We start from the raw sequence: 13252 nt of genomic DNA, 5'->3' as shown, positions 1-13252 counted from the left end.
TGTCAGTGCCGGGGCTTTTTTATACTTATACTTTCGCCTGCTTATTTCGCCAGTATCTTGAATTCTGTTCTTCTGTTCCACTGGTGCTCTTCTTCTGAGCAGGATACGTTATCGGCACATTTGTTCCGCAGCTGCGTTTCGCCGTAGCCTTTTGCCTTCATGCGGCTTCTTTCGATGCCACGCGCCACCATGTAGGTTACCGCCGATTGTGCCCGCAGATCAGACAACATTTGGTTATAGCGGTGGCTTTCGCGGCTGTCGGTATGCGAACCCAGCTCGATAGTGATATTCGGGTTATCCTTCAGCGTACGTACCAGTTTATCCAGCTCCTTGGCGGCGTCCGGTCTGATATCGAACTTATCCAGATCATAGTAAATGTTCTCGAGCACGATCGCCTTGTTAGGCGTATCGCGGTTGAAGAGCATTTCTACTTGTACCGAGTCGATGCTGGTAAGACATTCCGGCGTTAGCGTTACGGTCTGGGTCAGGTACCCCTTTTTGCTGCCCCGTATGGTATAGTTCAGGCCCGCCTTGATCGGGAAAGTGAAGCGTCCTTTGCTGTCGGAATAAATTTCCCTCAGCGACCCATTGTTCTCTTCGAACAGCTGCAGGTATACCTGGTCTACCGGCACTTCTTTACGGCGCATTTGTCCTTTCACTGTGATGCGCTCTATCGTTTCGCCCACCAGCGTACAAGGCACCCGTACCTCTTCAAAACGCAGGATGTCGTCAAAGCCGTTCTCAGCCATTCTGTTGGAAGACAGCCAGCCTTTCGTGCCGGTACTATCGGCGTGTATACCAAAGTCATCGTGCGAGGAGTTGAGCGGGTACTTTAGGTTTTCTATTTTCGCCCATTTGCCTTTTTCGCCCAGCGCCCGGAACACGTCCAGGCCACCCATACCTGTCAGGCCGTCTGAGGAGAAGTATAAATTGCCATCAGCGCCAATGCTCGGAAAGCTCTCGCGCCCGCTGGTGTTAATTTTAGCCCCTGCATTTACAGGTTTGCCCCAACTGCCGTCTGCCTGTCGCTCGCAGTAGTAGATGTCAGATTCTCCGAAACCGCCCGGCATATCGGAAGCAAAATAAAGCGTCTGCCCATCGATTGTTATGGCTGGGTGCCCTACCGAGTACTTTTCCGGGTTGTTATGCTGGAAGGGTTTAACGCTCACCCATTCATTTCCTTTTCTTTGGGCAGTATAAATCTCCAGCCTGTTGATGTAATCGCTGCGCTCGTCGCCTTTAAACCAGCTGGTTGGGTCTGTGTTACGTTTCTGCCCTTTGCGCCTCACACTGTTGGTGCGGGTAAAGAACAGCAGGTTTTCTTTTCCCAGGAAGCTAGCCGGCCCGTTGTGGAAGGCCGTATTCACTTCTTCAGGCAAAGGCACGGGCCCTTCCCAGGTGCTATCCGAAGCACTTGGCGCAAAGTATAGCTGCACGTAACCATTGCCCGTCCAGTTATAGCGATCGGTCTGTTGCTTCTTTTTGCCTGCACTTGACAGCCGGTCCGAAGAAAACACCATCCCATCGGGCAGCTTTGTCGGGCTAAAGTCAATCCCTTCGGAGTTTAGGGTATTCTCTTTTTGTATGTCAAATGATTTGGGAGCTTTCATCCAGGCCATGGCCGTGTCGCAGGAAGCTGCCATCAGCGTGGCCACCTCCAGCTTTTCAGGTACGCGCTCGCCATACTTGCTGAACAGTGATTTGGCGCGCTCGTAGTTACCGTTGCGCTTGGCAGCTTCGGCATAAAAGTAATAGCTGGCAGGTTCCGCTTCCGGAAAAGCCACCACCTGTGCGTACCAGAACTCAGCTTCTTTGCTGTTGTTCATCAGGCGGTAACTGTCGGCAATGCGCTGCACATACTCCAGTTTCGGCTCGCCCCGCTCTACTATATCTTTATAGGCAGCAAGGGCCAGGCTGTACTCAAAGCTGTTGAAGAGTTTGTCTGCCTGCTTTACATCTTTCTGTGCCAGCACCTTTGCGGGCATACCACAGAGAATGCACAAGACGAAAGCAAGCGTTAAATTTATTCTCATATAGACTCGTAGGAAAATTAAAAGTATCGTGGGGTCATCATGTGGGCGTCCTGCTTCTTAAAGAAGTAGAAACCAACTGATACCTCGTGGCTGGCAAAATCTTTCATGTCGTTCAGGCTCATGTCGTAGGAGTAGCCAATCCGCAGCTTCGGTGTCACGTACAGCTGTGCGATGGCAGCCCAGGCGTTTCTACCGTTCAGCTCATAATCCTCCTGGGGTTTACTGAACAGTGGGGCCGCCGTGCGATAGGAACCCCCGAGCCAGATACGCTCACTCAAAAGTATAAAGGCGTTCAGGTCTACATTGGTCGGGCTTTCAAAATCCTCCTTCACCATAATGCTCGGCTTAAACTGGAAGTTAGGTCCCAGATCCACCACGTACCCCGTTGAGAGGAAGTAGTGGCGCCTTGGTGTCGCGATCAGGAGGTTGTCTTCTCCTTTAAAAGGGATGAGGTTCGCCACAGAGAAGCCCGTGTAAAAACGCTCTGTATTAAAGAAAAGGCCGACTCGGGCATCGGGAAGCAACTCTGTTTCGCGCCCCTGCGGTATAGCCATATCCGGTTTTGTACTGCCCGGCTTCAGCTTGGTTCCGTCCAAGGTATACTGCGAAGCTCCGCCGGCAAAGCCGAGTCCTAACTTGGCTGTCTCGCTCAGGTTAAGGCGCACTGCCAGGTTGGCATACACCCCCGATTGTTTCTGCACGCCCAGTTCATCGTTTACGGCATTAAACCCCCAGCCAATACGCCCGTTGCGGCTTGCACCATCTACACTCAGCGTTTGGGTAGTAGGAGCTCCCTCCAACCCGGTCCACTGGCTACGGTGCGTAGCATTGATGTTGATGATTTCCTTGCTGCCTGCATAGGCCGGGTTGATGATCAGTTCATTGAATATGTACTGTGTATATTGCGGCGCCTGCTGGGCATACGCCCCGTTTGCCAGCAACAGCCCCAATATCACCCAAATCTTTCGCATGGTATTCAAACGCATTAAGTTTGTAGTCTTCTTTATCGCACAATCATCACAAAACCTTTGAACACCTTCTCGGCACCATCGCACATTTTTACACGAGCGATGTAGTAGTAGGTACCTTCTGCCAGGTTATCCCCGTTCCAGTTGTTCTTGTAAGATTTGCTTCTGTACACTTCGTTGCCCCACCGGTTAATGATGGTCAGGTCGTTGTCCGGGTAGTTCATCAGGTTGGCCACTTCCCAGGTATCGTTGGTTCCGTCGTTGTTCGGAGAGAACACATTTGAGAAAACAACTTCACCATTGATCAGGCTCAGGTCCGGAGTCAGGGTAGCCACCTGGCTGGTACAAACTTCGTTGCTTGCAACTACTGTTATAACTCCTGCACCCGTGCCGTTACCTGCCTGAACGCTGATGCGGTTAGTGCCTGCGCCGGAGGTAATGGTCCAGCCATCCGGCAACGTCCAGGTATAGTTTGTGGCGCCGCTCACAGGCTCAACCTCATACACCAGGCCAACACAAGGAGAGCTACGATCTATGATCTTGCCCATGGTAGCCAGCGGTGCTGCTGTAACAGCCAGGGTACGGATGGCACTGGAGCCACAGCTGTTGTCTGCCGTTACAGAAACGTTACCCGAAGCTTTTCCTACTGTTGCTGTTATTTTGGTAGTGCCCTGACCGGCGGTAATCGTCCAGCCAGCAGGTACCGTCCAGGTATAAGAACCAGAGGTAGCGACAGAATCAATTTCGTAGGTTACAGAACCTACCGAGCATAGCAGTGTCTCGCCTCTGATTGCAGATGGGGCAACCGGCACGGCTGTTACCACCCGTACTTTCAGCGTAGTCTCACCGGTAGTGCCACAGGAGTTCTTTGCTCTTACCCCGATGGTTCCTCCCCCTGATACATGCACTTTGATGCTGTTAGTACCCGCGCCGGCTAAGATCTGCCAGCCGGTAGGTACAGTCCACAAATAAGAGTCGGCACCTGCAATCGGAGCGACAGTGTACACGGTCTCGGTGCTTCCGTTGCATGGGATGATCGGCCCCTGGATAGCAGCCGGCGCAGCGATTGGCTGCTGCGGAGCCACATAAAGTGTTCTGGCCGATCCTTTACCACACAGGTTAGTTGCAGATACAGCCACTTCACCGCCTTGTGTTCCGGTTTTAACCGTGATGGAAGTAGTACCCTGACCGGAAGTGATGGTCCAGCCATTTGGCACTGTCCAGGTATAAGATGTTGCTGTTGAAACACCGGCCACACTGAATCTTACATTATCCGAGCTCCCGCAGAACGAGCCGGAATTATTTACTATCTCTGCTGGTGCAGCCGGTGCGCCATTAGAAGGTGTCACATTCAGGGTAGAGCTGCTTCCGCCGCATCCGTTCAAGGCTGTTACGGTAACCTGGCCTGTTGTTTTGCCGGAGATTACGGTTACAGAAGTAGTACCCTGTCCGTTGATGATCACCCAATCAGCACCCGGGAAGGTCCAGTTATAAGAGCTTGCACCTGCAACTGGCTGTATCGAGTATACCTGGTTTGTTCCGGAGCAAAGCAGGCTTTCTCCTGTAATAGTGCCTGGTTGTGCAGGAGCTGACGTTACCATCGTAATGGACTTGGTTTTGGTTGCTCCAACGCCGCAGTCGTTCTCAGGAGTAACAGAAATCAAACCACCTGTGCTGCTTGTTTTTACTGTGATCGTTGCTGTTCCCTGGCCGGCAGTAATTGTCCAGCCTGCAGGTACAGCCCAGTTATAGGAACGAACTCCCGGAACCGCATCCACACTATAGGTTCCTGTTCCGTTCACGCACGCATTTGCCTCACCTTTGATGTTTCCTAAGGTTGCCGGAGTGTTAGCTGAAGGGGTAACTTCCATAAACTGGTAGTCGCTTGCTCCACAGTTGTTTGTTGCGCGCACTCTTACGCTACCAGCGTTACTATTTGGTTTTACTGTGATAGACGTGCCGTTAGCACCACCTATTATTTCCCAGCCAGTAGGCACGATCCAGATGTAGCTGGAAGCTTCAGCAACAGGGGCCACACTATACGTATAGGTAATGCCGATACATGGCACCGCCTCACCTACAATCGGATTTGGCTTAACAGGAGGATTTCGGAAAACGATCAGGGCAGACTGAGCCGGGCTCTTCTTACCACAGGCATTTATTGCAACAACAGATATCGTGGCTTCTACTGTACCTGCTACCACTTTTACAACACTGGTACCATTGCCACTTTCGATACGCCAGCCGGTTCCAGCTATCGTCCACTGGTAACTCACAGCTCCCGGTACAGGATCAACCATATAAGTAAGCCCCTGCTGCCCCACACACACCTGTAGCTCTCCGTTTATTTTAGTAGGTGTTATTGGTGCAGCTGTGGTTGGGTTCACTTTCAGGGTTGCCGGCGCACTGGCGCCGCAGTCGTTGGATGCTGTTACAGTAATATAGCCACCGGTAGATCCTGTAGTAACGGTTATAGAGGTTGTGCCCTGTCCGGAGGTAATCGTCCAGCCATCCGGCACCGCCCAAATGTATTCCAATGTATTAACTACCGGATCAAGGCTGTAGACCACGCTCTGTTGGCCAACGCATACTTCAGCAGCTCCTTTGATGGCAAAAGGCTGTATAGGAGTACTGGTAAATGGGGTAACCGCCAGTGATTTTGCTGCGCTGTTACCGCAGGCATTGGAGGCGCGTACCGTTACATTACCTGATTTGGTGCCCATTGTTACTGTGATGCGGGTGGTACCCTGGCCTGCAGTAATAGACCAGCCTTCCGGAACAGTCCAGGTATAGGTGGAAGCACCTGCTACCGGATCTGTCTCATACGTGAATGTGCTGTTGGCGCAACCATACGCAGTACCGCGAATGGTAAGTGGCGCAATCGGCGTACCTGATACAGTGGTAACATCAAGGCTTCGGGTGCTGCTGGCACCGCAATCGTTGGTGGCTTGTACCGTTACTTTCCCTGCACTTGCTGTAGCACTTACTGATACTGTTATCTCGTTGGTGCCCTGACCGGAAGTAATGGTCCAGCCAGATGGCACGTACCAGGTATAGCCGGAGGCAGTAGCAACAGGAGCAACAGAATATTTTAAACCGGTGCTACCCAAACAAACAGGGGTTACACCTGTAATAGCGCCCGGAACTGCCGGAGCAGCCGTAACCGGTGTAACTTCTAGCGTTCTGGCAGGACCGTCACCGCAGGCATTTATGGCTACTACGGTTATACTTCCTGCCTCTGCCGATGGCTTCACGGTGATGGAAGTAGTACCCTGTCCGCTAAGTATTGACCAGGAAGCCGGCACTGTCCATCTATAGCTTGTTGCATCGTTCTGAGGTGCAATGCTGAAGGTTGTGGAAGTTTTGGTGGAGCACACGCTGCCGCTACCCGTAATCGGGCTTGGCATAGCTGGTTTTGTGAGAAAGGGCTGTACCTCGCGTGTGCTTGGCTCGCTTACCCCGCATACGTTAATGGCTCTTACCTGTAGTGTTTTTCTGGTATTGGTGCCTCCGGGCATTACGGTTATGGTAGTGCCATTGTCTTCTACCATCGTCCATCCTTCCGGCAGTACCCATTGGTAGGAGGTCGCATTTGCCACCGGATCTATACTATAAGTAACTCCTGTTCCAACGCAAACATTTTCATCGCCTCTTATCGGTCCTGGTTTAGCCGGAGGGTTGGCAAAGTTGCTTACCTCCAGTCGGCTTGGCAAACTTTCGCCGCAGGTGTTGTTTACAGTAACGGATATAACACCGGTGTTCTGGCCTGCCGTAACGGTTATCGTGTTTTCGTTGGCTGTATAAGTCCAGCCAGACGGCACATTCCAGGTATAGCGGGTGGCGCCGGGAATAGGGTCAATGCTATACGTACCCGTGCTGCCAACGCACAATGCACCTGGGCCAGAGATCACCCCGGCGTTAGGTAACACCACGCAAAAGTTAAGTTCTACAGAGTTATTGGACCGGATCTCATCAACGCCGGCACCGGAAATAACCGCACGGGCAAATCCGTTTCCGGTTGCACTGATGGTCGCCGTGATCGTTAAGGTAGCCTCTTGTTTGTAAGCAAAGTTGCCGATCGTCCACACCCACATGCCTGTGTTAGCATCCCGCGCGAAGGTAGCTCCAGGTATACTCGATGTAAAGGTTGGCGACTCGCCGGTAAACTGCACATCCATTACCTTGACGCCTTCCTCATCTACAGGGCCGTTGTTTCTTGCCTTGATGGTATAGGTGATGGTTTCGCCTACCACGTAGCGGTTAGCACCGTTGGCACCCGGGTTTTTCTGCATTGTCACCTCCAGGTCGGCTGGTATGTGCAGGCGGTTGTTGGTAAGATCTAACTCGCCGGAAAGAGAGGCAACGCGCCCCTGCAGCAAGGTACCATCGCCTAGCACAATGTTCTGTTTTGCCAGAATATTGCCCTTTAATACTGTGCTTATGCCTGCTGTAACCCCTCCATCTATCACCCAATATACGTAAGCGCTGCTTGCATCACGCTTTAATGTCATTTGAGAGTAGTTGGCAATATCGAGACTCCCTTTCACATGGAAAATAAAAAGGGCATTCGGGTTGTTCTCGCCATCCAGGATCAACTCACCGGATAAGAGGGTATTGCCATTCAGCTCATACACACCTGGCGAGAGCGAAGCAAGTTGCCCCTTGCCCAGGTTTGCATTACTATAGGTGGCAGTAACGGGCCGGCCGGCTGCGTTATTGAAAGCAGCAATGGCATCCAGGTTTGCCTGCTTGGCAACAGCATCATTTTCGTGTTTTCCTCTCAGAACGGTGCCGGGAGGGAAACCCGTAATGCTACCTGCCGCCACACCAAGGTTGGCACTGATCACAGTGCTTCCGGTATTGCTTACTTTGGTATATCCGAGTGCGCTAAAGTCATAAAGTGCCCCAAGTGATGGCGCTTGCTGCGCAAACACCACTGTTGTTGCTAACCAAAAGCCTACTAATGCTAGTATGACTTTTTTAGAGAAGCTTATCATGAACGATGTGGTATAAGTTTGTTATAGTCTTGCGAATTTGTTGAAACAATGAGGTAAGCAACAATAACTGTTTTGCACTGGTTATACTGCCACTTCTTTTATCTTGCTCTTCTTCTTCTATTATGACACAATAATAAACCTTAAAAAGTACATAAAAAAGTGCTCAAAATATATAACCTTAACATTTTTACTGATTGGAGTTTAAATATTGATAAAAAATAATGCAAAGCAAATTTTCACCAATTATTTAATTATTTTTATATCTAATCCCTAAATGAATATATATTAAATCCTATATTATGAGCTAATTTATTCAGTTTAAGCGAAATGAAGTAAGCCTGCCTATTGGCAAGAATAGCATTATTCTGCAATGCGGGTTAGTTTAAAACAGGATATACTTGAAAAGGAAGGAGGAGAGCAGAAGTAAGATCCTCCTGCTCAAAGCAGTAGAACGAACAACCTGATCGGCTGTGCTACCGGGAATTCAGAAAAGAAAAGACTTTGGGATTTGGTACTACCAGATCCACTGCGGGCAGATAATCCTGCGGGTGTTGAGGAGTTTGAAGCCTACCACCACCTCATGGGTGCCGGCGCTTACTTTGTTAAGGTTGGAGGTAGTAGCATCGTAGGAATAAGAAATATCGAGCAGCGGGCTCACATAAACACCTACCATCCCTACAATGGCATCGTTATGCCGGTAGGAGGCTCCTACCCAGAAGCGCTCATCGTACAGAGCACGCAAGCTCACGTCTACTGCCACCGGGCTTGGGTCTGCAAACTTTACCATGGCAGAAGGAATAAAATCTATGGCTTCGAAGGGGCTGAAGCGGTAGCTGCCTGTTACAAAAAAATGCCGTTGCAGGTCCAGCGTAGCGCGCGTATCTTCAGCCGCTCTGAATGCCCCGGAATTTTCCAGCAGTTGTGCCCCGGATATACCTACCGAAAAGTTACGGGAGTAAACCCAGAAGCCCAAGTTAAGATCCAGCACATTCTGGTTGATCGTGCCGCCACCGATCAAAGGATCGTTGGGATTAGTGAATTGCAGGTCTTCTGAATTAACAGTATTGCGGATAAGCCCGGCTGCCGCGCCTGCTGAGGCGTTTATACTTCGGGTAAGGGGCAGGTGATAGGCATAAGAAAAGGTGATACCCGTACGGCGCAACGTCCCTGTTTTATCGGTATGAAAGGCTGCGCCGATGCCATGGTGCGCCAAAGCCTTGTGGTACTTGGTACTGGCGGCACCCTTATTCAGCGGGGTATGTGCGGTAAGGTAATAAGTAACCGGTGCACCATCCAGCCCGACCCACTGTTGCCGGGTGCTGGCACGTACATCTGCATAGTCTTCTATACCTGTAAGGGCAGGATTGAGCAGGTAATTGTTGAGCATGTATTGACTATACTGAGGCCGTTGCTGCGCGAAGACCTGCACGGCAACACCTGCAAAGGCAACAAACAAGAGGAGCAGCTTCTTCATAGTTGTTATCGGATAATAGTCACATCACCAGCGATCGGCTTCTCTGAAGGACTGAGATAAATCATGTAATAGTACGTAGCCACCGGCAGCGCTTCGCCATTGTAGGTGCCGTCCCAGGGAGTACCGTAGCCGGTTGAGCTGAATATCAGGTTACCCCAACGGTTGTACACCTCTACGCGCACATCCGGGTAGTTCTCTATCTTGCCAATTTCCCATACTTCGTTCACCTGGTCTCCGTTTGGCGAGAAAGCATTCGGCACCACGATAGCCGGTATTACCGTTACAGTAACTTCATCGGTATCGGTACAGCCTTCGGCAGTGGTAACAGTTACCGTGTAAGTGGTAGTCACATCTGGCCTTGCTACCGGGTTGGCCACATTCGCGTTGCTCAGCCCTGTAGCCGGCTCCCATTTATAGGTTACTCCGCCGGATGCCCGCAACTCTACTGTTCTGCCCTGGATGATCGTTACATCGTTACCGGCATCAGCCACGGGAGTAACTATGGTTACCGTTACCGTAGTGCGTGCAGCACTGATACACTGGTTTGAATTGACAGCCTGCACATAGTAGGTTGTATTCCGTGTCAGTGCCGGGGTTGTAAAGGATGGTCCCACAAATATTGGGGTTCCTCCGGTTTGTGTAGTATACCACTCGTACGTTTCGCCGTTTGCATTAGCAATCGCTAGAGTTGCAGAACCTCCGGGACAGGCTGTAGCATTAGCTACCGTGAGCTGTGGATTTGCCGGCAGTGGCGTAACCTTAACGGATACTGCTTCCGAAGCTTTGGAACAGTTATCCGAGGTAACCACGCGCCTGAACCAGGTTTCACGGGTCAGGGTTGGAGTGGTATAGTTGATGCCTGTGTTAGCACCAGGTGCTGGCGAGAAGCCTGCATCCGGCCCGCTGATGCTGCTTTCCCACAAGTATCGGTACGTTCCGTTGCCGCCTGTTGGGGTGCTGCCGGTAATCTGAACGGTTGTCTGTTCGGCGCACACACTCGGTTGCTCCGCGGTGATGGTGTTGTTCAAAACGCCTTCGTTTACGGTTATCTGAACCGCAGTACTTGTATCAGGCGTACAGGCTCCTGAACTGATCACACGTCGGAACCAGGTATCCTGCGTCAGGTTGCCTGGAGTATAACCCTGGCCGTTATTGGTACCAGGCGCTGCAGCAAAACCCGCATCCGGGCCAAGCGTGCTGCTCAGCCACAGGTACGTATAAGTACCGCTGCCTCCAGTTGGCGCTGCTCCCGTTAAAGCGGCAGGTGCTGTACCGGTACAAATAGTCTGGTTGCTGCCAATGGTATTGCCGGCAAGTGCAGGGTTAACCGTAATTTTTATGGCTTCGGAAGGTGATGCGCAGCCACCAGCAGACACGACACGCCTGAACCAGGTTTCGCGGCGCGTTAAGGCTCCTGCAGGGATGTCATAGTTCTCGCCGGTGTTTGTACCTGGCGCTGCCACAAAGCCTCTGTCTGATCCGGCCGTACTTACCTCCCACAGGAAAGTATAAGGTCCGCCTGCTCCGCCCGAAGGCCGTGACCCGATCAGCGGTTCTGGTGTATCGCCCACACAAAGCTCCTGCGCAGGGCCAATGGTGTTGGCGCTTGCCAGTACCGGATCCACAGCTGTTACCTCTACCACGTTACTGGTGTCAGCAGAGCAACTGGCCGAGAACACCAGGCGCCGGAACCAAGTAGTGGCATTGACCGGTGCGGTTGGTTTGTAATTGATCGTGTTGCTTACGCCGGGTGCCGTAGCAAACCCCGTGTTGGCCCCGGTTGTACTTATTTGCCAGGTATAAGTATACCCCGATCCGGCTCCTCCCGTTGGCTGGCTACCGGTAAGTTGCACTGGGGTGGCACCTTTACAAACACTGGCCACATCACCACCATTGATCTGGATGGTATTATTGGCAACACGCGGGTTCACCTGAATCGTGATTTCCTTACGCGGACCGGTACACTCAACTCCCTGCGCTGTATCGCGGGCAGCTACATAGAATGTATTGACACCACCAGGAAGTGAAGGCGTTGTGAAGGCTGGGCCCACAAAAATAGGTGTTGCCTGCGGATCGTTGCTGTCGAACCAGGCATAAACTGGTCCGGGACCGGTAGGGGCGAGGCGTACGGTATCGCCCTCACACACTGCGCCAGGATTCTGGATAGAAGGTACAGCAGGTTGCTGAAGTATAACCACTTCCGTTGGCGGAGGTGGTTGCCCCTGGTAAATCTGGTTCGAGCTGCCGCATTCGTTCACGGCCTCCACGGCAATGGTATACCTGCCCGGAACATCAAAGTCATACGGATAAGTGAAGGTATCGGAATTAAAGGTGCGCGTTGCACTCTTTGGCCCCCGGATAGTAATAGTAACCGTAATGTTCTCGCCGAGGTTCTTGTCTATGAACATGCCGCCGCCGCTACCGCCGCCCGGAATGCCTCCTCCTCCGGCGCCAGTGCCGCCCAACTCTATTGTAGTAGGCCCACAGAAAACACCGCCCGGTGGCGGCTGCACCTGCGGCCAGCCCACCACAATGCCCTGTGAAGTGGTATCGGTACCGCACCCATTGGTAACGATAAGCTGAATCGTATAAACGCCGGATTCTGTGAAGCGGAAAATAGGCTTGGGAGAGGTGAGCGATCCGGAATCCAGCACAAAGCCCTGGTCCGGCTGTACCGACCATTCATAACTCAACCCGCCGCCTGTAGAGCTGTCGGTAGGCGTTACGATAACAGGTACGCAGGGCGGCTGCTGGTTCTCCTCCGCACGCTTTTTATCCAGCGAAAAATTAGCTTTAGGCTCCTTGCTGACTACATAATCCTGGGTAAAAACTTCTTCGCAGCTGTTACCGGCAATGGCTCTGATGCGGATCGGGTAGGTTCCTATTGAATCAAAGGCTGCCGGATTTTTGATCGGGAAATCTGACGGGCGGTACTGCACTTCGGTACCGTTGCCCCAGTCTACAAAGTAGGAGCGGATGTCAGATAAGTATGGTTCCTGGGTAGTGTTGGTGATCTCTGCAAATACTTCGATGTCTTCGTCTGGAACGGTATCAGCAATACAGGTCACGAAGTTATTCTTTTCAGTAAAAGAGATCTCCGGTAATTTTCTTACCTGCACCTGCCTTGTCACCACTTCCGATTCGCAGCCTGAGGCAGCACTTGTCCCAAACACTTCTACTGTATACGTTTCTATGCCTGTACCCCTCACATCATACGTATGGCTTACGGTTGCGCCCCTGGCTATACTTCCATCGCCAAAAGCCCAGGTATAAACCACATCTGTTTGAGGGGAGTTTACTGAAAAGTTGAGTGGGGTACCCGAGCAGGCAGCCGTGGTAGGATCTACAACAAAACCCGGGGTGTTAGGCCGTGGATTAACAGTAATAGCAGTTTCGGCAGAGGTGGTTGTTTGGCAGCTGCCACCGGATACCCGCACCTGGTAATTACCGGCAGCGCTTACCTGCAGTGTTTCGCCGGTGGCGCCTGCTATGTCAATTCCATTTAAGATCCACTGATAAGTTAACCCGGCTCCTGTACTGGCTCTCAGCGTGGTGGTCTCGCCCTGGCATAATACCGTACGGCCGTCTACAGTTATGGTAGCCGGGCAGTTTGGTGTTGTTTGTGCCATAATCGGGTTGACCAGGAAAAAGCATAGGGCAAACAGACTATAGAACAGATGCCTAGGTAGATGTTGATGCATCGGGCAAGCGTTAAAGGGTGAACTGGGTATTACACGGATATAACGAAACTTTAATTAAATATGATTTACCACGTAACCA

General features: G+C 51.6%; 5 protein-coding genes. All 5 read right to left on the bottom strand.

The window, feature by feature from the left end:
- Positions 1–41: 41 nt before the first annotated feature.
- The 5 genes from MJ611_RS06075 to MJ611_RS06055 all read right to left on the bottom strand — a co-directional run bounded on the left by MJ611_RS06075 (position 42) and on the right by MJ611_RS06055 (position 13101).
- Positions 42–1985: an OmpA family protein gene (locus MJ611_RS06075; RefSeq protein ID WP_250428617.1), complete on the bottom strand. Its 1944-nt coding sequence runs from the start codon at positions 1983–1985 to the stop codon at positions 42–44.
- Positions 1986–2050: 65 nt separating this feature from the next.
- A complete protein-coding gene (locus tag MJ611_RS06070) occupies positions 2051–3004 on the bottom strand; it encodes a PorP/SprF family type IX secretion system membrane protein (RefSeq protein WP_250428616.1) in 954 nt (317 codons plus the stop codon).
- 32 nt (positions 3005–3036) lie between these two features.
- Complete coding sequence (locus tag MJ611_RS06065) at positions 3037–7998, bottom strand: ice-binding family protein (RefSeq protein WP_250428615.1); 4962 nt, start codon at positions 7996–7998, stop codon at positions 3037–3039.
- A 514-nt stretch (positions 7999–8512) separates the two neighbouring features.
- Positions 8513–9472, bottom strand: a complete 960-nt coding sequence (locus tag MJ611_RS06060; RefSeq protein ID WP_250428614.1) for a PorP/SprF family type IX secretion system membrane protein — start codon at positions 9470–9472, stop codon at positions 8513–8515.
- Between the two features lie 5 nt (positions 9473–9477).
- Positions 9478–13101, bottom strand: coding sequence for an Ig-like domain-containing protein (locus MJ611_RS06055; RefSeq protein WP_250428613.1), 3624 nt, complete (start codon positions 13099–13101; stop codon positions 9478–9480).
- Positions 13102–13252 lie beyond the last annotated feature (151 nt).

Source organism: Pontibacter ruber (genome assembly GCF_023630205.1).
Lineage (GTDB): Bacteria > Bacteroidota > Bacteroidia > Cytophagales > Hymenobacteraceae > Pontibacter > Pontibacter ruber.
This window is presented reverse-complemented; position numbering and strand designations above follow the sequence as displayed.

Excerpts from the sequence above, each read along its gene's own strand:
- MJ611_RS06075 (WP_250428617.1), bottom strand. The coding sequence starts at position 1,985 with ATGCCCGCAAAGGTGCTGGCACAGAAAGATGTAAAGCAGGCAGACAAA.
- MJ611_RS06070 (WP_250428616.1), bottom strand. The coding sequence starts at position 3,004 with ATGCGAAAGATTTGGGTGATATTGGGGCTGTTGCTGGCAAACGGGGCG.
- MJ611_RS06065 (WP_250428615.1), bottom strand. The coding sequence starts at position 7,998 with ATGATAAGCTTCTCTAAAAAAGTCATACTAGCATTAGTAGGCTTTTGG.
- MJ611_RS06060 (WP_250428614.1), bottom strand. The coding sequence starts at position 9,472 with ATGAAGAAGCTGCTCCTCTTGTTTGTTGCCTTTGCAGGTGTTGCCGTG.
- MJ611_RS06055 (WP_250428613.1), bottom strand. The coding sequence starts at position 13,101 with ATGGCACAAACAACACCAAACTGCCCGGCTACCATAACTGTAGACGGC.